The sequence below is a fragment of the Streptomyces sp. NBC_00154 genome, from assembly GCF_026342835.1.
In the GTDB taxonomy this organism is placed as follows: Bacteria; Actinomycetota; Actinomycetes; order Streptomycetales; family Streptomycetaceae; genus Streptomyces.
This window is the reverse complement of sequence record NZ_JAPEMI010000002.1, coordinates 940,113-960,207: the sequence shown is the minus strand read 5'-3', so window position 1 is coordinate 960,207 and position 20,095 is coordinate 940,113. Positions and strand designations below refer to the sequence as shown.

Below are 20,095 nucleotides of genomic sequence, written 5' to 3'. Positions count from 1 at the left end.
CCAGCGAACCGCCGAACGGACGACCTGTCAGCACCCCACACAAGATCGCCAACAGAGTCCCGGTATTGGGCCTAGGCTTGACTCACAACTTGCCCAACCCGTGCGGCCCTTGGTAAGTCACCGACCGAAACTTCCCTTCCCCCCGCGCTTGCTGGTACCCCTCACCACCCGGTTCGCGCTTGCCGCGCTCACCCCCGGACTTCGACGGCCTCCGCGCCGTCTGTGACCGGCTCGGTTTCCTCGGCTGCACGTCTACTCCGTGCCGGAGCCCACGGGCCGCGCCGCTGCCCCCGTCGATCGGTGTCGCCGAGGACATCGCCAACGCCAACAGCACCGCCTGCCTCGCCGCCCATCTGGCCGGACAAGGCACCACCGGTATCGCTGTGGACATGGGCGACTCCCACGGCAGCCTCGCCACGATCACCGCCACCAAACAACTCGGACCCGCAGGCCCGCTGATCCACCTGGGCGGCACCACCAGGCTCATCCGAGTAGTCCGGCTGCCCGGAGTGAGCCAACCGCGGGCTATCGGCTGCTGGCCCGAACCACCAGCTGATACCCATCAGCCGAGCCGCCAGACCAGCATGTCCCAATGTCAATCGCTCCCCAGGTCGTAAAGGGAGCGCTACCGAACTCGATCGGGTGATGTCGGAGCCGTTCGCCTGGCAGCTGCAGGCTGGTGCCGGTAGCTCCGAAGCTGACTCACGTCGAGAGGGGCACGCGGGAGCGGTTACGGATGCAGGCCGTGGAGCGCTTCGAGGGCGGGCAGAAGAACGGGCAGATCGCTGCCGCGCTGCGGGTGAGCGAGCGGTCGGTGGAGCGGTGGCGCCTGGCCTGGCGCGAGCAGGGCGAGGACGGGGCGCTGTCGCAGGGCTCGCTAGGTCTACGGCGACTCAGCCGCAAGCCGGCAAGCCAGCTCCGACGCATGCCTGAACGGCTCAGCTGACCGGGCACGTGGCCGCCTAACGCGCCAGGATCGGTACAACATTCGGACTAGAGACGAGGATGATCATGCTGGAGCGCACCCGACACAAGAACCGGACCGAGATCACCTTTGTCCTTTCGCCTGACCACCCGTCCCAGGAAGTGAGTGTGGTCGGCGACTTCAACGATTGGCGCCCGGGGGCTCACCCCTTGACTCACCGACCCGACGGCACTCGGGCCGTGACTGTCTCACTACCCAGGGCCACACGCTTCGGCTTCCGCTACCTCGGACACGGCGACTACTGGTTCGACGAGGAAGGCGCGGACGGGCACGACGGCACCAACAACTACGTACAGACCTGATTGCACCCGCGCTGAGGGCGGTTCCCATGAACCCGCGGGTACTGAAACCAGCCGCACTGTCCAGGCACAGCACCAGACGGTGTGCAGCGACCCTGGACTGAAGCACGTTGTTGCTGCTCGGGCGAAGAGAACAGTATTTCCCCCAGCGTCGACCGCCGTCGGGCGGTGGTCCCACGGGCAGGCTCGACATGTATGGACCAGCAGCAGCTCCGGAAACTGGCAGAGCAGCTGCAGGTGCTCGCCATCCCCACCACACCCGCCGGCCCGTTCGATCTGCTGCTGGGGAGGTGCCGGCCCAAACGGGCCCGTCTGCCGTGACACTGGTTCTGTGGGGCCCGATCACTCCAAGGCAGCGAGCGGGACACGCCTGGATGGAGTCGACCATGAACGCACGGAAGGACACCACAGCGCGCCGAGGTGTGCCGGACGCTGACCGCGGCGCTCGGTTGGTGCTGGATGAGCAGGGCCTGATCGCTGAGTGGAATCAGGCGGCACGGGAGCTGCTCGGGTATCCGGCGGAGGAGGTTCTGGGCCGCCCGGTGGCGAGGCTGCTGGCCCGAGAGCAGCCGGCCTCCCCAGCCGCAACAGCGAGAGCGACTGTGACCGCACGGCACCGGGACGGACACCGGCTCGATATCCGCGCCAGTGTGTCCGCCCTGCCGGGCGCGGCCGTGCGCTGGTGCGTACTGCTCGACCCAGCAGAGGGAACCGATGCCGAGATGGTCGACGCGGCGCTGCTCACAGCGCTGCTGACCGAGTCCCCCCTCGGGGTGCAGGTCCTGGACCCCGAACTGCGGTTCGTCCGGCTGAACCTTGCCGGGCCGGGACTGCGGGGGGCGGTGAGCCACGAGGCCATCGGGCGCCGCGCTCGCGAAGTGGCTCCGGGCATGGTCGACGACGAAACGGAGCGCAGACTCCGGTCGGTGGTGGAAACGGGCCGGCCGATGACCTTCGGCCACGTCGGCCGCCCTCCGGCCGACCCCGACCACGATCACGCCTACGACGTGAGCTTCCTGCCCCTGAAGGACCCGACCGGCACCATCCACGGGGTGGTCGTCGCCTCACAGGACGTGACCGAGCGGCAACAGGCACAGGCCCGTTTGAATCTGCTGGTGGAGGCGGGCACACGGATAGGCACGACGCTGGACGTGATGACAACGGCCGAGGAACTGGCCGAGGTCGCGGCACCGGCCCTTGCCGACATCGCGGCGGTGGAGGTCCTCGACGACGTACTCGAGGGCGAGGCACCGCCGCCCGGCCCTGTGAGCTCCGAGGCGCTGCTGCGGCGGGCCGGCTTCCGTGCCGCCGCAGGGCTTGACGCGACGCCCGCCTACAGTCCCGGCGAGGTGATCCCCGGCTACCCGCCGTCCTTCACCGCGTGCCTGGCCGACCTGCAACCCCGTCTGATTCGGGAACTACAGGTCGACCACGAGTGGATCGTCCACGACCCCCGCCGCGCAGAGCTGCTGCGCCGGGCCGGCGCGCACTCGACGATGGTGGTACCGCTCACCGCCCGCGGGGTGGTACTCGGCCTGGCCAGCTTCTACCGAACGCAGACACCTGACCCGTTCGAAGAGGACGACCTCGCCCTCGCCGTCGAAATCGGTGCCCGGGCGGCCGTGTGCCTGGACAACGCCCGCCAGTACACCCGCGAGCGTAACGCCGCCCTCACCCTGCAACGCAGCCTGCTCCCACAGACCGTCCCCGTACAGAACGCCGTCGAGGTGGCCTGGCGCCACGAGTCCACCCGCGGCAGCGGGGACTGGTTCGACGTCATCCCGCTGTCCGGGGCACGGGTGGCCCTGGTAGTGGGACACCTGGTCGGGCACGGCATGCAAACAGCAGCAGACATGGGCCGGCTGCGCACCGCCATCAATACCCTGGCCGCGCAGGACCCGACCCCCGACGAACTGCTCGCCCAACTCCACGACCTGGCGTCCGGCCCCACCGGCGAACACGCCCACCTGGCTGATGACGACCGTGCCGACGCACACCTGGCCGGAGTCACCTGCGTGTATGCGGTCTACGACCCCATCTCCCGCCGCTGCACCTTCGCCCGGGCCGGCCACCCCGCACCTGTGATCGTTCACCCCAACGGCTCTGTCGAGGTCCCCGACGTCCCTGTCGGTCCACCCCTGGGAAGCGACCATCCGCCGTACGAGACCACCGAGGTGGAACTACCGGTGGGCAGCACTATCGCCCTGTCCACCAGCAGCCTCGCCCCATCCGACCACCCACCCGAGGGGGCGGCCCGTCTGTGGCGGATCCTCGGCAACCCCCACCGGTCTCTCAAGGACACCTGCGACGCCATAGTCCAAGAACACCAAGACCGCGGCGAGGAGAGCATAGTGCTGCTACTGGCACGCACCCAGAGCCTGCGCGCCGACCAGGTCTCGACCTGGACTCTGCCCAACGACCCCGCACTCGTCACCACCGCCCGCACCCTGGCCGTACGCCAGCTGGCCCACTGGGACCTCCAGGAACTCGAGTTCACCACCGAACTGATCGTCAGTGAACTGGTCACCAATGCCATCCGCTACGCCACCGGCCCCATCCAGCTACGCCTGATCCACGACCTCACCCTCCTCTGCGAAGTCACCGACGACAGCAGCACCGCCCCGCACCTGCGCCACGCGTACGAAACCGACGAGGGCGGCCGCGGCCTCTTCCTCATCGCCCAACTCACCCGCCGCTGGGGCACCCGCTACACCGCCCGAGGCAAGACCATCTGGGCCGAACAGGCCCTCCCATCGGGACTGTAAATCGCTCCGGTGTAACTCCTGATCAAGGAACCATTCTGTGCTGCACCTCGGGGCGACCGATTGGCTTCCCCTCTCCCTCGCCCTGGCGGAGGCACCCGCAGCCGGCTGCGATACCCACGTGGCGGTTCGAGTCCGGCCTCAGACGGACTCGTCAAGGTACGTTTTTTCGTGCAGCCGCAGTCTGAGGATCCCGAAGGAGCCGACCCCGCATTTACCACGGTCTTCGACGGCTCGTTACGACTGCCGGACGGCCGCATCGCCGTCGGCGACGTTGAGCAACTGACCCGTATACCGGGTGGGCGACCGTGGCGAGTTCAAGGTGCATGTCGCAGTGAACTCCCCCAGGCGCCGACGCTCGCGTCATCGACGTCACGATCATCCGAAGGATCATCTGACGAGGCGAGACCGCCCGTGGTCGCAAGCCGGCGACTCAGCGTTCAGTCATCTCCACCAGCAAGATCGCGATCTACAGCTGAACTATTTGCCCCGGCGAGGAGCACGCTTCGTTGTGCGCTTATGGCACTCCGCACTCGTCGCCGAACGCCCTGGCGGCGAGCGGGCGGATCATGACTACGGCTTCGGCGAGCAGGCGGGCGGTCCCTAACCGGGCTGGGTTGCATCCGACCCCGAACCCTCAGTCGCCCCAAGATCCGGGCCATTCCCGGGCCAAGTCTCGCCCTATGACCACCAAGGAAGCCGTTTTCGCTGGTCAACTGCGGTGCGGATCGTGTACCACCAGCAGACGAAGAACCTTCTGGTGTCGTACTCCGCGAAGAAGCTCGGCTTCTTCTAGACACCAAAGAAGGGTGCCTGACCAGGTTTTTTTACCTGCCAGGCACCCTTCGTGGCGCGCATCTACGTCGTGGAATGAAATGCGAGGCTACTGCCGATACATCCCACCGCTATCCCACCTCTGACCAGTTGTTCCGAGGCATTTCGGGCCAAGGTCCTCATGTGTCCAACACGCCATCCTCCGGCCCCGCCACCCATCGCCGCATCGACTCCTCAATCAAGTTGTTGGCATGCTTCCGTGCCTCGGCAAGGAACTTGGCGTAGTAGCGGAAGAGAACCTGGATGCTCTGTCCGGCCCGCCGCGCACACTCCGCGGGGTCGACACCCGAGGCAAGCCAGACCGAGATTGCCTGGGTGCGCCGCCGAAACGGCCCGTCCCCGTCGGCTCGCTGGTCGACTCCGGACTCGGTCCTATCGACACGCAGGTCGCCGCCACCGTGCAGATGGCCGCCCAAGCGCTGCAGGGCGCGCTGGGGTTCAGGTCGAGGCTGTGAGCATTCCGGCACGCAAGCGGGACAACCCCCTTGATCTCTTCTACCGGCAGCACGTCATGGAGTTGAAGCCGGCCTTCCGCGAGGTCACCGCCGGTCACGAGGACCAGGCTCCAGACCGGCAGAACTCCGGCGCCCTCGCGCGCATCCTCGCCCTCCCCGCGCCAACCATGCCGCTATAGCCATAGCGCGACGGCCCCGCCCCTCTGATCAAATCGCGGACGGGCGGCCCCGACACTGAACCCCGCCCGCACCCCGGCCAGCGCCGGCCCCGGGTACGGGCGGGAGTTCAGCGGTTGCGGGGCGAGTACGTCCGCGGGCGCGGCGGGGGCGGCGCGGGGCAGCGGCCCTTGTGGAGGTAGAGCGTGCAGCCTGCGCCGGACTCGCCAGGCATGTCGCGGGTCTCCGTCTCGGCCGGAGTCATCGGGCGGTCGCAGTGGTCGCAGATCATCGGGCCTCCCCCGCGCGCCGCTTCGCCGCCCGGTAGACCCGGCGCAGCTCGCTGGCGTCCGCGCAGTCCCCGTGCCCCAGTGGATGGGCATCATGACGCCATGCGGCTTGCCCCCTTGCAGGTCAAGGTGCGCCTGGACCCCCTGAGCGGGCGTCATATGAATGTCTGGCCACCCACCAGGGAGAGGCGTACAGTCCGTGTGGTTCTTGGGCCACGAACGTAGGAGCGGCAGCAGTCGGAAGACTGAGCCGAATGGCAAGGCCGAACTTGGACGATGGTCAGGGTTGACGCCCGCGCGTTCCCTGGCCACACCAGTCCCGCACGGCTAGGTCGTGACCCACTCCCAGTCGCACCATGCCGCTACGGAGCCGCGCCCTCCGGCGCCGTCGTCGGCCCTCTCGGCCTGGAGAGGCTCCGGAAAAGGCACGACACCCACCGACGGACCCACGCCGCTACCGCGTAGACCAGGTGAACGGGCTGCACAACAGCGGCCCCGGGAGGGGGCTGCATCATGACAGGGCGCAAGCGCAGACGTGTCCGGGCGACAGCGGTCGTCACGGCGGCCATGGCAGCACTGACCGCCTCGCAGGCGCCGGGGACGGCGGCTCACGCCCTTGCCCCGGTAACGGTGCACTCGACCCCGCCGAGGCCGAGTGTCTCAGGCGACACCCCGTACCGCACCGAGCTCCCGCCCCTGCGGTCGCGCGGAGCAGCGGGCGCCACCGGGGGCAAGGGCGGCTCAGGCCTGCAAGTCGGAGGTGCGCTGCCGGCCACCCTCCTGGCCGCCTACCGGCAGGCCGAGGACGAGCTCGCGGACAGCAGACCGGGCTGCCGGCTGCGCTGGCAACTGCTCGCCGCGATCGGGCAGGTCGAGTCCGGGCAGGCACGCGGCGGCCGGGTGCGAGCGGACGGCACGACACTCGCACCGATCCTCGGCCCGCGCCTTGACGGCAATGGGTTCGCGGTCATCAGGGACAGCGACGGCGGGGCGTACGACGGGGACTTCGCGTACGACCGTGCCGTGGGCCCGATGCAGTTCATTCCGTCGACCTGGGACATCTGGGGCGCTGACGGCAACGGCGACGGGCGCAGCGATCCGGGCAACATCTACGACGCGGCGCTCGCGGCGGGGCGCTATCTGTGCACGGGCGGGCGCGATCTCTCCCGGGCGGCGGACCTGGACCGCGCGATCCTCGGCTACAACCGCTCCGGTGCGTATCTGCGCACGGTCAAGGCATGGTTCGCGTACTACCTCGACGGCCACCGGGTCGTCCCGGACCAGGGTTCTGGACCGGCCGTCCGTCCCAAGCCGAAGGCGACGAAGAAACCGCGGCCGACTGCGTCCTCCGTGGCTCCCGGCCACCCGGCGGGTGCGTCCGTAGCGCCCAACTCCTCGCCCCCGCCTTCCTCTTCACCCTCGCCTTCGAAGAGCGTTGGCGGCGGCGCGGAGCCCGCAGTGCCGCTGCCCGCGCTCCCGAGCCCCATCGCCGAGCTGCCGGGGGTCGGTGGGCTGACCAGCAACGGAACCAGAACGATGCAAGCCTCCCCCTCCACAAGCCCGGATACCGGGCGGTAATCTCCCCAGCGTCGGGCCGAACCATGCCCGGCCGGGTGAGCGCGAAGGGGCCCTCATGGCGACGGACACAAACGCGGCCGACGACCGGTGGCAGCGCGCGTGGAGCCACCGCGAGCAGCTGCTCAAGGTGGCCCGGCGCAGATCCATGAGTCCGGAGGACGCCGAGGACGCCGTACACGAGGCGATGCTGCGCGCAGTTGAGCACCCGGAACTGGACGACGAGCGGCTGGGCGCATGGCTGACGACGGTGACGATGCGGCTGTGCGTGGACCGCTACCGGCAGGTCAACCGGGAGAGCGAGGTGCGCAGCAGCCCGAGGCTTCTCTCGCCGGCCCCGGTGCCGGTCGAGGAGGCTGTCTGCGACCGCGCCGAGGCGAGGTGGCTCGCCCGCCGCAGCGATGAACTGCCCGCCCGCCAGGCCGAGGCCCTGTGGCTGAAGTCCGAGGATCTGGACGTCGGCCAGGTCGCCGTGAAGATGGGGCTGAGTTACCGCACCGTCGAGTCCCTGCTGGCTCGGGCCCGCCGGACGCTGCGCCATTCGCTGGCCGCCACGCTGGGCCTCGCCCTGTGGCTGGTCGGGCACGGCCGCCCACGGGGCGGGAACGCCCACGCAGTGGCGGTGGCCTCAACAGCGGCGACGCTGGCGTTCGCGGGCCTGATCCTCCTGCCGTACGTCCATGACAGGGACGGGCCCGGTTCGTCGCGTCCCGCGTCCCCCGGGGTCTCACAGGCCGCGGATGCGCGGGAGTCGGCCCTCGCCCGTACGGCGCCGCCGACCGCATCCACTCCTACCGGGCCGGCGCGGGCCGCTACGGACGCCGGGCGGCGTTCCGGCGGTCCCTTGCTCAGGCCACTGCCCCGGGTTTCGCTGCCGCCACTGCCGCTGAGCACTCCGGCCGTCCCGGAGATGCCGGCCGTGCCGGAGGTTCCCGCACCCGGTCTGTCCGACCTGCCGTCGGCACCGTTGCCGTCCGCATCGCTGCCGTCGACGTCACTGCCCACGGTGGCCCTACCGGCCGACGGGACGGACGCGGCGTCGCCGATTCCCCACCCGTAAAAACCTTCGGGAACTGTCCGGAAAAAATCTTCTGTCCGCAGCGACGGACGGGCCGCCCTTCCCCGTAGAGCAGATGTCGGAGCTGCTCCACGGCTGAAGGGTGAACCGGATGGGTGTCGAGATCTGCGTGGAAGGGCTGACCAAGTCCTTCGGTCACCAGGTCATCTGGCAGGACGTTTCGCTGACGCTGCCCGCCGGCGAGGTCTCGGTGATGCTCGGTCCTTCGGGCACGGGCAAGTCGGTGTTCCTCAAGACGCTCGTCGGGCTGCTCAAGCCCGAACGCGGGTCGATCCGGATCGCGGGTACGGACATCACCGCCCTGCGCGAACACGACCTGTACGAGGTGCGGAAGCTGTTCGGCGTGCTGTTCCAGGACGGCGCGCTGTTCGGGTCCATGAACCTCTACGACAACATCGCCTTCCCGCTGCGGGAGCACACCCGCAAGCCGGAGAGCGCGATCAGAGGGATCGTGCTCGAGAAGATGGACATGGTCGGCCTGATCGGTGCCGAGGAGAAGCTGCCCGGCGAGATATCCGGCGGTATGCGCAAACGGGCCGGACTGGCCAGGGCCCTGGTTCTCGATCCGGAGATCATCCTCTTCGACGAGCCGGACTCGGGGCTCGACCCGGTCCGGGTGGCCTATCTCAACCAGCTGATCGTCGACCTCAACGCGCAGATCGACGCGACTTTTCTGATCGTCACCCACGACATCGCGTCGGCGCGGCAGGTCCCGGACAACATCGGGCTGCTGTTCCGGCGCGAGCTGGTGATGTTCGGCCCCCGGGAAAAGCTGCTGACCAGCGAGGAGCCGGTGGTACGGCAGTTCCTCAACGGCCGGATGCAGGGTCCGATCGGCATGGCCGAGGAGAAGGACGCGGCCCAGGTCGAACAGGAGCTGGCACAGCTCGGCGATGACGCTGATCCCGTGCCGCGGGGGCTGCCCGAGCTGACTCCGCGTCTTCTGCCCACCGCGGGGATCACCCGCCCGCCGCGCTGGGAGGCGATCGCCGAGCGGGAGGCGCTGCGACAGGTGAGGGCCGCAGTGCGCGGAAGGGGGGCGGACATATGAGCCTGTCGCCCACCGGAGCGCTGAGGCACTCGGGCAACCTCTTCGCGCTGGGTCTCGACGTCCTGCGGACTATGCCCAGACGCCCCTTCCAGGCAAGGGAGTTCATCCAGCAGGCGTGGTTCATCGCGAGTGTGACGATCCTGCCGACCGCGCTGGTGTCCATTCCCTTCGGCGCCGTGATCGCCCTGCAGATCGGCAGTCTGACCCGGCAGCTGGGCGCGCAGTCCTTCGCCGGAGCCGCGTCCGTCCTGGCGGTGCTGCGCGAGGCCTCGCCGATCGTGACGGCGCTGCTGATCGCCGGGGCGGGAGGCACCGCGATCTGCGCGGACCTCGGGGCGCGGAAGATCCGCGAGGAGATCGACGCCATGGAGGTACTGGGCATCGACCCTGTCCACCGCCTGGTCGTACCGCGCGTACTGGCCTCGATGGTGGTGGCGGTCCTGCTCAACGGCCTGGTCTCGGTCGTCGGCGTGGCCGGCGGCTACTTCTTCAACGTGATCCTGCAGAACGGCACGCCCGGCGCCTATCTCGCGTCGTTCACCACCCTCGCCCAGCTGTCGGACCTGTGGGCGGCCGAGCTCAAGGCCCTGGTTTTCGGCGCCATCGCCGCGATCGTCGCCTCGTACAAGGGACTCACCGCCAAGGGCGGTCCGAAGGGCGTGGGCGACGCCGTGAATCAGTCCGTGGTGATCACTTTCATGCTGCTGTTCGTCACCAACTTTGTGATGACCGCCGCCTACTTCCAGATCGTGCCGCAGAAGGGATGAGTATGGGACTCACGCAATGGCTCGAGGAGCTGGGCACCCAACTGGCCTTCTACGGGCGCTCACTGACCTGGACCGGACGGACCCTGCGCCGCTACAAGAAGGAGATCCTGCGGCTGCTCGCGGAGGTGAGCTTCGGTCGCGGCGCGCTGGCCGTCGTCGGCGGAACCGTCGGTGTCATCGCCTTCCTGTCCTTCTTCACCGGCACCGAGGTCGGCCTGCAGGGGTACGCGGCGCTGAACCAGCTGGGCACGTCGAACTTCGTGGCGTTCCTCTCGGCGTACTTCAACACCCGTGAGATCGCACCGCTGGTGGCGGGTCTCGCCCTGTCTGCGACGGTCGGCGCCGGGTTCACCGCCCAACTCGGCGCGATGCGGATCAGCGAGGAGACGGACGCGCTCGAGGTGATGGGTGTTCCCTCGCTGCCGTTCCTGGTGACCACCCGGATGATCGCCGGCTTTGTCGCCGTGATCCCGCTCTATGTGATCGGGCTGCTGTCCTCGTATTTCGCCGCACGCACCATCACCACCGGCTACTACGGACAGTCCACCGGCACCTACGACCACTACTTCCAGCAGTATCTGCCGCCGGTCGACGTGTTCTGGTCCTTCGGCAAGGTGATCGTATTCGCCGTCGTGATCATCCTTGTGCACTGCTACTACGGCTACTACGCGAGCGGTGGCCCGGCCGGCGTCGGCGTCGCGGTCGGCCGCGCGGTGCGCACCTCCATCGTCGCCGTCAACGTCCTCGACTTCTTCCTCAGTCTGGCGATCTGGGGCGCCAATACGACCGTACGGATTGCGGGGTAACGAGCGATGCGCATTCCAGGACCGACCCTGGCACGAGGCACCCGGCTGAGGCTGTACGGCGTCGCCTTCCTCGTGGTGATGGGGCTGTTGCTGTCGCTGTCCGTGGCCGTCTACCAGCAGGTGTTCACCTCGGTCGTATGCATCACGCTGGAGGCCGACACGCTGGGCAACCAGCTGGACCCGCGGGCCGACGTCAAACTGCGCGGGCTGCTGGTCGGCGAGGTGCGCGCGGTGCGGGCCGACGGTGAGAAGGCGACTCTCGACATCGCGCTCGAGCCGGAGCATGTCTCGCGTATCCCGGCCGACGTGCACGCCCGACTGCTGCCCAAGACGCTGTTCGGCGAGAAGTTCGTCGATCTGGTGCCGCCACGCGGGTCAGGCGCCCGGCACATCCGTGCCGGCGATGTCATCACCCAGGACCGCACGACGGTCGGCATCGAGCTGCAGCAGCTGATGAACGACCTGCTGCCGCTGTTGCGCACCGTACGGCCCGCGGAGCTCAACGCCACCCTGTCCGCGTTCGCCACCGCTCTGGAAGGGCGCGGGGACCGCATCGGCGCCAATCTGGCCCGCGTCGAAGGCTACTTGCACGACCTCAACCCCCATATGCCGTCCATCAAGGAGGACATCGCACGCTTCGCCGATGTGGCGGAGGTGTACGGCGACGCCGCACCCGATCTGATGCGGATCCTGCGCAACTCCGTCACCACCAGCCGCACAGTCGTCGAGCAGCAGGACCGGCTGGCCGAGGCTCTGAAGACGACCACCACGGTCGCCGGCACCGCGGAGAAGTTCTTCGACGGCAACGGCGACCGGCTCATCACGCTCGGCCGTGTCTCCCGGCCCACGCTGGCGCTGTTCGCCCGTTACGCACCCGAATACCCCTGCCTCCTCGACGGCCTGGTGAAGCAGGAGGCGGCGTCCGAAGAGGCGTTCAGGGGCGGAGAGATGCACATCACGCTCGAATTCGTCCACCCGCGGCCCGCGTACCGACCCGGTGAGGAACCGCGCTATGCAGAGCGCTCAGGCCCCGACTGCAGGGGCCTGCCCAACCCTCATGTCCCCGCACCCGATGTCCATCTCGACGACGGTACGTCGCGGACAGGCGCGGGCGGACTGCCCGGCGGAGCCGGTGTGTCCGCCACCGCGGCCGAGCAGGGGGCCGTCGGCTCGCTCGTGGCCCCCGTCCTCGGGGTGCCGGCCGACCGGGTGCCCGCGGTCGCGACGCTGCTGTTCGGCCCGATGGCCCGCGGAACGGCGGTGAGCGTCGCATGAGGAGAGCACGTGCCACCGATGCCATGGCGCCGCTGGTCAAATTCAGTGTGTTCGCGGTGGTGACGGTGCTGGCGACCGCGCTGCTCGCGGCGACCATCGTCAATATCTCCTTCACTCCCGAGGACACCTACCGGGCGGTGTTCAGCGATGTCACCAGCCTGGAGGAGGGCGACGACATCAGGGTGGCCGGAGTGCGCGTCGGCGAGGTCCAGGACATCGCGATCAAGGACCGCACGCTGGCCGAGGTGACGTTCACCGTCTCCCGTGACCGGCCGCTGCTGAGCAGCACCGGCGCGGTCATCCGCTACCGGAGTCTGGTGGGGTCGCGCTATGTCGCCCTGACCGAGGGCGCGGGCGACGGTACGCGTCTCGAGCCGGGCGGCGTGATCCCGCTCGCCAGGACGATGCCCGCGCTCGATCTCAACGCCCTGCTCGGCGGGTTCAAGCCGTTGTTCGCGGCGCTGAGCCCCGAAGACGTCAACCAGCTCGCCACCGAAATCATCAAGACCCTGCAGGGCGAAGGAGGGACCGTCAACAGCCTGCTCGCGCACACCGCGTCGCTCACCACGACGATCGCCGATCGCGACGAGCTGATCGGCTCCGTGATCGACAACCTCAACACGGTGCTTGGGACTCTGGACAAGCGCGATGCCCGCTTCTCCGGCCTCCTCAAGCAGCTGCAACGGCTGATCTCCGGCCTCTCCGCCGACCGTAAGCCGATCGGCGCGTCACTGGCGGGCATCGACGGGCTGACCGAAGCCACCTCGGGCCTCCTCCAGGACGCCCGGCCTCCGCTGCGCGACGACATCGCCGGGCTGCGAGACCTCACCGGAACGCTGAACGCGAACGAGAAGACCGTGGAGGGCGTGCTGAAGCGGCTGCCGAACAAGCTGAACAAGCTGACAGGGACCGCCTCGTACGGCTCCTGGTTCAACTTCTACCTCTGTGACTTCGACGGCCGGATCGTGCTGCCGAAGACCAGGGAGAAACTCACCCCCGAGCTCCATGTCGCCCGGGCGAGGTGCTCATGATTCCGTTCCGCGAGAAAAATCCTGTGGTGATCGGAGCCGTGGGCATCACCACGCTCGCGCTGCTGGCCTTGGCCGCGTTCAACGCCGACAGCCTGCCGTTGATCGGCGACGGCGAGACGTACAGCGCGGCCTTCTCCGAGGCGGGCGGCCTCAAGCCCGGCGACGAGGTGCGGATCGCCGGGGTCAAGGTGGGCAAGGTCGACGAGGTCGACCTGGACGGTGACCATGTCAAAGTCACCTTCCGGGTCAAGGGAGAGCCCGAGTTCGGCACCCGGACCGGGGCTGCCATCAGGGTCAAGACGATCCTGGGCGCGAAGTACCTCGCACTGCAGCCGAAGGGCACCGGGCAGTTGCGGCCCGGCAGCGAGATTCCGCTGAACCGGACGGTTCCCGCGTACGACGTCGTGGCAGCGTTCAGTGATCTGACGACCACCACGGAGAAGGTTGACACAGCCCGGCTGGCGAAGGCTCTCGACACCATCTCCGCCACCTTCGAGGATTCGCCGACCGAGGTACGGGCGTCCATCAAGGGCCTGTCGAAGATCTCCCGGACGGTCGCCTCCCGCGATCAGTCGCTGCGGCAACTCCTCGATCATGCCCATGGGGTCACCGGTGTGCTGAAGAACCGCTCCGAGGAGTTCGTCGTGCTGGTCAGGGACGGCGACAAGCTCTTCAAGGAGATCGCCAGGCGGCGGGCGGCGATCCACTCGCTGCTCAAGAGCTCGGCCGCGGTCGGCATCCAGCTCTCCGGCCTGGTCGAGGACAACCGTAAGCAGATCGGCCCGGCGCTCAAAGGCCTCAACTCGGTGGTCAGCATGCTCGAACGTAACCAGGCGAGCCTCGACCGAAGCATCAAGTTGCTCGCGCCCTACGTGCGGGTGTTCACCAACACCCTCGGCAACGGGCGGTGGTTCGACAGCTATATCCAGAACGTGGTCGCCGCTCCGGCGGTTCCGCGGACGGGAGGCTCGCGATGAAGTCCAGTTTCATACCGCCTCTCACACTGAGGGGACGTCTTGCTCGGCGTCTGGCCCTGGTCGTCGCGTTCGCGCTCGTTGCGGGCACGACGGCAGTCGTCCTGTGGCCGCGCTCAACCCCTGTCCATATCACCGCGTACTTCCCGCGCACCGTCGGCATCCACCCCGGCTCGGACGTACGGGTCCTCGGCGTCCGCGTCGGTGAGGTCGGGAAGATCACGCCGGAAGGCGGTCGCGTGCGGGTGGAGCTTGAGTACGAGTCCGGGCGCAAGATCCCCGCGAACGCGCAGGCCGCGATCATCAACTCCTCGGTCGTCAGCGACCGTTACGTACAGCTGCTGCCCGTCTACCGCGGCGGTCCCGCGATGGAGGACGGCGCGTTCATTCCGGAGAGTCGCACGGCCGTGCCGGTCGAGCTGGACCGAATCTTCGACAGCCTGCACACGACAGCCACGGCGTTCGGCCCGAAAGGCGCCAACGCGGACGGTTCGCTGTCCCGGTTGCTCGGGGTGAGCGCGGACACTCTCGACGGCCAGGGCGCACAGCTCAACCAGACGGTCGAGGGCCTGTCACTGGCGGTCACCACCCTCTCCGACGGCCGACAGGACCTGTTCGGCACCGTACGGAATCTGCAGGTGTTCACCGCGGCGCTGGCCGCCGACGACAAGAACGTGCGGTCGTTCAACGACAGCCTCTCCGACGTGGCCGACCAGCTCGCCGGGGAACGCAAGGACCTGGCGGCGGCGCTGCGGCATCTGGGGGTGGCGCTGGGCGATGTGGCCGCGTTCGTACGCAGCAACAAGAAGGCACTGACGGCGGATGTGAAGGGACTCAGCAAGGTCACCAAGGTGCTGGTCACCCAGCGTGCCGCCCTGGCAGAGCTGCTGGAGGTCGCGCCGGCCGGGCTCTCCAACCTGCAGAACGCCTACAACCCCTCGTCCGGCACCCTCGACACCCGTAACAACCTGGACCAGCCCCAGGATCCGGCCGCACTGCTCTGCTCGCTGCTGAGGACCACGGGGGACGCCGGCGGCAAGAACCCGGACTGCAAGGAGCTCCAGGAGCTCTTCGACACGCTGCCCCAACTGGCCAGCGCCGCACCGGTGTCGGGCACCGGACCGGTCGACCGGACGCTTGGCGGAATCCTGGAGGCCAGGGCATGACGATCAGCAGAGTGCGGCGCGGTGGCAGGGCGGCGGCCCTGTGGACGGCGGTGGGCTCGGTGGTGCTCACCGGCTGCGAGTTCAACGGCCTGTACGACGTGGGGCTGCCCGGCGGCGCGGCCGACAACGGCAACGCCTACCGGGTCACCGTCGAGTTCCGGGACGTCCTCGACCTGGTGCCGCAGTCGGCCGTGAAGGTCAACAACGTCACGGTGGGCTCGGTCGAGAAGGTGGAGCTGGTCGACTGGCATGCCCGTGTGCGGCTCCGGGTCGACGGCACGGTGAAGCTGCCGGGCAACGCGATCGCCGAGCTGCGCCAGACCAGCATGCTCGGCGAGAAGTACGTGGCTCTGTCCGCCCCGGCGGAGAGGGCACCCGTGGGCAGGCTCCGCGACGGTGACCGGATCCCGCTGTCCCGCAGCGGGCAAAACCCGGAGATCGAGGAGGTGCTCTCCGCGCTGTCGGCGCTACTCAATGGCGGCGGGGTGGCTCAGCTGAAGACGGTCACCACGGAGTTGAACAAGGCCCTGGAGGGCCGGGAGAACCGGGTGAGGTCCCTGCTGACCGAGCTGGACACCTTCCTGGGCGGTCTTGACGGGCAGCGCAAGGAGATCGTCCGCGCGCTCGAAGGAATCGACCGGCTGGCCACACGGCTGGCGCGGGAGAAGAAGACCATCGCCACGGCGGTCGACACCATGCCGGGCGCACTGAAGGTGCTGGCAGCCCAGCGCCGCAAGCTGACCGCGATGCTCACGTCTCTGTCGAAGCTCGGCACGGCCGGCACCAAGGTGGTCAATGCCTCACGGGCCGACCTGACCGCCAATCTGCGCAGTCTGCGGCCGATCCTGAAGCAGTTGAACAAGGCAGGCAGCGATCTGCCCAACTCCCTGGAGCTTCTGACGACGTATCCGTTCCCGCGCAACGTGACGGGCGCCATCAAGGGCGACTACGTCAATCTCAAGATCACTGCTGATCTGGATCTGGCGAGCGTCTACGGCAATCTCGCCGAAGAGCCCAAGAAACCGGGCGCACCGGACAAGCCCGAACTACCGGAGCTGCCGGAGCTGCCGGAGTTGCCGGGGGGACCCGGCGTACCGCTGCCCACCGCGCTGCCGAAGGCTCCGGGCGTGCCCAAGAAGCCCGGCACACCGTCCGGGCCGCCGGTCGATTCCGATCCGCTGTGTCCGCCGGTGTGCACCGGCAGTTACGCCACCTACGGAGGCAGGAACGCGGACCGCCTTCCGCCCGGGGTATCGCTCGCCCTTGCCGAGCTCATGCTGAAGGGGATGCAACTGTGATCACTCGTACGGTCAAGGCCCAGTTGCTCGCCTTCGCCACGGTCACCGCCGTCGGGGTGTCGTACGTGGGCGCCAGGTACACCGGCCTGGCGGATGCCCTCCTCGACCGCGGTTACACCGTGCGCGCCGAGTTCACCGCGACCGGAGGAGTCTTCCGGGGCGCGGAGGTCACCTATCGCGGGGTGCCAGTGGGCCGCGTCGGTGAGCTGCGGCTGTCCGGCTCCCGTGGGGTGTCGGTGGCGCTGGAGATCGAGGACGGGGCGCGCATACCGGCCAACACGCTGGCGGTGGTGGCGAACCGTTCGGCGGTCGGCGAGCAGTACGTCGATCTGCAGCCGCGGGTCAGCGACGGCCCGTATCTGAGGGACGGGAGCGTGATCGCCCGCGGTGACACCCGGGTGCCGCTGCCCACCACGGATGTCGTGCTGAGTCTGGACCGGCTGGTCAACTCCGTGGGCAAGAAAGATCTGCGGATCACGGTCGACGAGCTCGGCAATGCCTTCGCCGGAACCGGCCCGCATCTGAGCCGTCTTGTGGACTCGGGCAACAACTTGGTGGAGTCGGCGTCCGCGTCACTGCCGCAGACCGTCTCGCTGATCGAGGACTCGCGCACGGTCCTCAAGACACAGGTCGACAAGGGGTCGGCGATCAGGTCGTTCTCGCACGACCTGGCGGCCCTGACCGCCGAGCTGAAGTCCAGTGACGGGGACCTGCGCAGGCTGATCGGCTCGACCGCACCGGCCGCGCAGGAGCTGAACTCGCTGCTCAAGGCGAACGAGACCGCTCTGCCCGTGCTGCTGGGAAATCTGATCAGCGGCGGCCAGATCACCGTGGCGCGGCTGCCCGGCGTGGAACAGGCCCTGGTGACCTTTCCGGTCGTCGTCGCGGGCAGTCCCACGGTCGTCCCGGGCGACGGCACCACCCACTTCGGCCTGGTCGCCGGGGCCGACGATCCAGCGCCGTGCCGTCAGGGATACGGCACCCAGCGGCGCGACCCCGCGGACACCAGCGAGCGCCCCGCCGACACCGGCGCGCACTGCACGGCCCCGCGCGGCAGCGCCACCTCGGTCCGTGGCGCGCAGAACGTGCCCGGTGCCTCGGCTTCGACGGGGGCCGGTCGGGCCGCGTATGTGACCCCGTACGACCCGGATACCGGCATCGCCGCCGGTCCGGACGGAACGCCCGTCGAGATCGGCTCGACGGGCGGCGAACAGAGTGTGCTCGGAAAGGACTCGTGGCAATGGCTGCTCGTCGGACCTATGGCGTGAACGCGGGCATCCTCGCGCGCCTGACCCGCTTGCTCCGCCTGCTCGGCACCACGACAGCGGCCTCGGCCCGGCGTGGCAGGGCCGTGGCGGCGACGCTCGCCGTGGCGACGGTCGTGACCACGGCGCTGAGCGGCTGGCTCTGCGTCCAGGTGTACGAGCAGCGCGCGGAGGAGCAGCGGCACCAGGACATTTTGGCCGCCGCCCGCCAGTCCGCACTCAACTTCACCTCGCTCGACTACCGGCACTACGAGCAGGACAGCGAGAACGTGCTGAAGGGCGCCACCGGTGCCTTCAAGGAGCAGTTCTCCGCGCAGACCGCCGAGCTGACGAAGCTGGTCGCGGCCAACAAGTCGGTGTCGCAGGGGCAGGTGCTCGAAGCGGGCATCGCCCGTGCCGACGAGCGCACCGCACGCGTCCTGGTCGTCGCCGACAGCAAGGTGACCAATTCCGCCGCCCCCGGGGGCCAGGGCCGCACCTATCGGCTCCAGCTCGATCTCGTACTCGAGCACGGCCGCTGGCTGACGTCCGATGTCGAGTTCGTCGGCTGACCGGGTGCCCGAGGACACACCCGTATCACCTGCAGTGAGGAGCAAGGCAGTGAGGAGCAACACCGTGGCGAACCCGACTGGACGAGGCCCCGGCGCCGCAACCCCCGGCCGCCGCTCGATGGCCGCCGCCGCTCGAGCGGCAGCCCGGCGAACGGAACGGGTCGCAACCCGCAGCCCGGACGAGACGCGTCCGAAGACAGTGGACAGGACGCATCCGCCGGCTCGGGACGAGGCGCCTCTGGAAGCACCCGACGACGCGAGCCAGGGCCGGAAGGCGGAAGATCAACAGGCCGGGCCGGTGCTGCATGCCGACGATCCGGTGGTCGCCTCTGCGCAGAGTCGGAGACGTGGCCGGTTCCGCGCCGTGCTGGCCGTACTGGCCGTGCTGGTGGCAGCGATGGCGGCCGCGGCCGCCGTGCTGGGGTGGGAGTACGAGGAGGGGCGACAGGCGGACGGGGCGCGGCTGGAGGCGCTCGCCGCGGCGCAGAAGGCGGCGCCCGTGGTGCTGTCGTACGACTACCGGCGGCTCGACAAGGACTTCGCGGCGGCGCGCGGCCACCTGACCGGGAAGTTCCGTGACGAATACGGCAGGACCACCACGAGGGTGGTGGCGCCGACCGCCGCCAAGTACCACGGGGTGGTCAAGGCGACGGTGGTGAAGCCGCCGGGCGGCGGCGCACCGGCCGCCTCCGTGGTGTCGGCCTCGCCGGACAAGGCCGTCGTCCTGCTCTTCGTCAATCAGGTAACCACGAGCACGCAAGTGACGGGGCCGCGCGTAGACCTGAACCGGGTGCGAATGACGCTGACGCGTACGTCCGCGGGCTGGAAGGTGAGTGCGGTGGACGCGCTGTAGCCATAGTGCCCGCGGATGGCCCCAGGCACAGCGGCTTGGCGACCGGGCCGGTGGGCGGCGGTCGGGCGAGCCCGAGCCTTGCGGGGTTCGCCCGACGCCACCCGGATCGAGATTGCGCCCTTTACCCGAATTGGCCGGGCTGGTAGTCGCCCCCGGGTTGTCAGGTGATGACATTCAGTCGGTTGAAGGCGTTGATGACGCGATCAGGGACACCAGGGCCGTGAGCTGCTCCTCGTCCAGCGCCGACTGACATTCTCCGAGCCGTTGTCTTGCGGCCGCACTCGACGTGGTGCTGTCGCAGCCCTAACGGCTGCGGTTTTGTTGTTCGGCGTTCACGGCAAGCTACAGGTCGCTCCGGCTCCCGTGGATTCCCGGAGCGTCGGCGACGGGTTGGCAGGCCTTCAGTCGGCGACGTGGCGGGGTGCCTTCTGTGGGATGCAGAAGAGCGCAAGGGCGGCGGCCACCAGGTACGCGGCCGCGCCGATGGCCATGCTGGTCCGCAGCCCGGTGGTGAAGTCGCCTGCGCCGGCCAGTAGCGAGCCTCCCAGCGCGACGCCTGCGGCTGCCGACCTGGCGGGTGGTGTTGAACAAGGCGGAGGCGGTGCCGGAGTACTTGTCGGGGGC

At 68.9% G+C, this 20,095-nt stretch carries 21 protein-coding genes; 19 read left to right on the top strand and 2 right to left on the bottom strand.

Going from position 1 to position 20,095, the window contains the following annotated elements; translation table 11 throughout:
* Positions 1 to 179 precede the first annotated feature (179 nt).
* From OHA03_RS40875 to OHA03_RS40855, 5 genes are all read left to right on the top strand, one after another.
* Positions 180 to 617, top strand: coding sequence for a hypothetical protein (locus OHA03_RS40875; protein ID WP_267009026.1), 438 nt, complete (start codon positions 180 to 182; stop codon positions 615 to 617).
* A 62-nt stretch (positions 618 to 679) separates the two neighbouring features.
* Positions 680 to 946, top strand: coding sequence for a helix-turn-helix domain-containing protein (locus OHA03_RS40870; protein WP_267009025.1), 267 nt, complete (start codon positions 680 to 682; stop codon positions 944 to 946).
* A gap of 218 nt (positions 947 to 1,164) precedes the next feature.
* Positions 1,165 to 1,287 carry a hypothetical protein gene (locus OHA03_RS47915; protein ID WP_323181375.1) on the top strand — a complete coding sequence of 41 codons (123 nt, stop codon included), beginning with the start codon at positions 1,165 to 1,167 and terminating at the stop codon, positions 1,285 to 1,287.
* A gap of 192 nt (positions 1,288 to 1,479) precedes the next feature.
* Positions 1,480 to 1,605, top strand: a complete 126-nt coding sequence (locus tag OHA03_RS40860; RefSeq protein ID WP_267009023.1) for a hypothetical protein — start codon at positions 1,480 to 1,482, stop codon at positions 1,603 to 1,605.
* 65 nt (positions 1,606 to 1,670) lie between these two features.
* The gene (locus tag OHA03_RS40855) at positions 1,671 to 4,049 is read left to right on the top strand and encodes a SpoIIE family protein phosphatase (protein WP_267009022.1); all 2,379 of its coding nucleotides are present in this window, start codon (positions 1,671 to 1,673) and stop codon (positions 4,047 to 4,049) included.
* 950 nt (positions 4,050 to 4,999) lie between these two features.
* Here OHA03_RS40855 and OHA03_RS40850 read toward each other — a convergent pair.
* The gene (locus OHA03_RS40850) at positions 5,000 to 5,296 is read right to left on the bottom strand and encodes a hypothetical protein (protein WP_267009021.1); all 297 of its coding nucleotides are present in this window, start codon (positions 5,294 to 5,296) and stop codon (positions 5,000 to 5,002) included.
* A 35-nt stretch (positions 5,297 to 5,331) separates the two neighbouring features.
* Between OHA03_RS40850 and OHA03_RS40845 the strand changes: the two genes are divergently transcribed.
* Positions 5,332 to 5,514, top strand: coding sequence for a hypothetical protein (locus OHA03_RS40845; RefSeq protein ID WP_267008960.1), 183 nt, complete (start codon positions 5,332 to 5,334; stop codon positions 5,512 to 5,514).
* Between the two features lie 107 nt (positions 5,515 to 5,621).
* Here OHA03_RS40845 and OHA03_RS40840 read toward each other — a convergent pair whose 3' ends face one another.
* Complete coding sequence (locus OHA03_RS40840) at positions 5,622 to 5,783, bottom strand: hypothetical protein (protein WP_267009699.1); 162 nt, start codon at positions 5,781 to 5,783, stop codon at positions 5,622 to 5,624.
* 511 nt (positions 5,784 to 6,294) lie between these two features.
* Between OHA03_RS40840 and OHA03_RS40835 the strand changes: the two genes are divergently transcribed.
* The 13 genes from OHA03_RS40835 (at position 6,295) to OHA03_RS40775 (ending at position 19,471) form a co-directional block, all read left to right on the top strand.
* A complete protein-coding gene (locus OHA03_RS40835) occupies positions 6,295 to 7,359 on the top strand; it encodes a lytic transglycosylase domain-containing protein (RefSeq protein WP_267009020.1) in 1,065 nt (354 codons plus the stop codon).
* Between the two features lie 55 nt (positions 7,360 to 7,414).
* Positions 7,415 to 8,416, top strand: a complete 1,002-nt coding sequence (locus OHA03_RS40830) for an RNA polymerase sigma factor (protein ID WP_267009019.1) — start codon at positions 7,415 to 7,417, stop codon at positions 8,414 to 8,416.
* 109 nt (positions 8,417 to 8,525) lie between these two features.
* The gene (locus OHA03_RS40825) at positions 8,526 to 9,485 is read left to right on the top strand and encodes an ABC transporter ATP-binding protein (RefSeq protein ID WP_267009018.1); all 960 of its coding nucleotides are present in this window, start codon (positions 8,526 to 8,528) and stop codon (positions 9,483 to 9,485) included.
* Positions 9,482 to 10,252, top strand: coding sequence for an ABC transporter permease (locus OHA03_RS40820; protein WP_267009017.1), 771 nt, complete (start codon positions 9,482 to 9,484; stop codon positions 10,250 to 10,252). Before OHA03_RS40825 ends, OHA03_RS40820 begins: the two co-directional genes overlap by 4 nt.
* A gap of 2 nt (positions 10,253 to 10,254) precedes the next feature.
* The gene (locus OHA03_RS40815) at positions 10,255 to 11,058 is read left to right on the top strand and encodes an ABC transporter permease (RefSeq protein ID WP_267009016.1); all 804 of its coding nucleotides are present in this window, start codon (positions 10,255 to 10,257) and stop codon (positions 11,056 to 11,058) included.
* Positions 11,059 to 11,064: 6 nt separating this feature from the next.
* Complete coding sequence (locus OHA03_RS40810; protein ID WP_267009015.1) at positions 11,065 to 12,333, top strand: MCE family protein; 1,269 nt, start codon at positions 11,065 to 11,067, stop codon at positions 12,331 to 12,333.
* Complete coding sequence (locus tag OHA03_RS40805; RefSeq protein ID WP_267009014.1) at positions 12,330 to 13,364, top strand: MCE family protein; 1,035 nt, start codon at positions 12,330 to 12,332, stop codon at positions 13,362 to 13,364. The genes OHA03_RS40810 and OHA03_RS40805 overlap by 4 nt, the downstream gene beginning before the upstream one ends.
* Positions 13,361 to 14,341, top strand: a complete 981-nt coding sequence (locus OHA03_RS40800; RefSeq protein WP_267009013.1) for an MCE family protein — start codon at positions 13,361 to 13,363, stop codon at positions 14,339 to 14,341. The genes OHA03_RS40805 and OHA03_RS40800 overlap by 4 nt, the downstream gene beginning before the upstream one ends.
* Positions 14,338 to 15,504: an MCE family protein gene (locus OHA03_RS40795; protein ID WP_267009012.1), complete on the top strand. Its 1,167-nt coding sequence runs from the start codon at positions 14,338 to 14,340 to the stop codon at positions 15,502 to 15,504. The genes OHA03_RS40800 and OHA03_RS40795 overlap by 4 nt, the downstream gene beginning before the upstream one ends.
* Complete coding sequence (locus OHA03_RS40790) at positions 15,501 to 16,802, top strand: MCE family protein (protein WP_267009011.1); 1,302 nt, start codon at positions 15,501 to 15,503, stop codon at positions 16,800 to 16,802. The genes OHA03_RS40795 and OHA03_RS40790 overlap by 4 nt, the downstream gene beginning before the upstream one ends.
* Positions 16,799 to 18,070, top strand: a complete 1,272-nt coding sequence (locus OHA03_RS40785) for an MCE family protein (RefSeq protein WP_267009010.1) — start codon at positions 16,799 to 16,801, stop codon at positions 18,068 to 18,070. Before OHA03_RS40790 ends, OHA03_RS40785 begins: the two co-directional genes overlap by 4 nt.
* Entirely contained in the window at positions 18,043 to 18,618 is a 576-nt protein-coding gene (locus tag OHA03_RS40780) for a hypothetical protein (protein WP_267009009.1), read from the top strand. The genes OHA03_RS40785 and OHA03_RS40780 overlap by 28 nt, the downstream gene beginning before the upstream one ends.
* Positions 18,619 to 18,682: 64 nt before the next feature.
* Positions 18,683 to 19,471 (top strand): hypothetical protein, encoded by a 789-nt coding sequence (locus OHA03_RS40775; protein ID WP_267009008.1) that lies wholly within the window; start codon positions 18,683 to 18,685, stop codon positions 19,469 to 19,471.
* Positions 19,472 to 20,095: the final 624 nt, after the last annotated feature.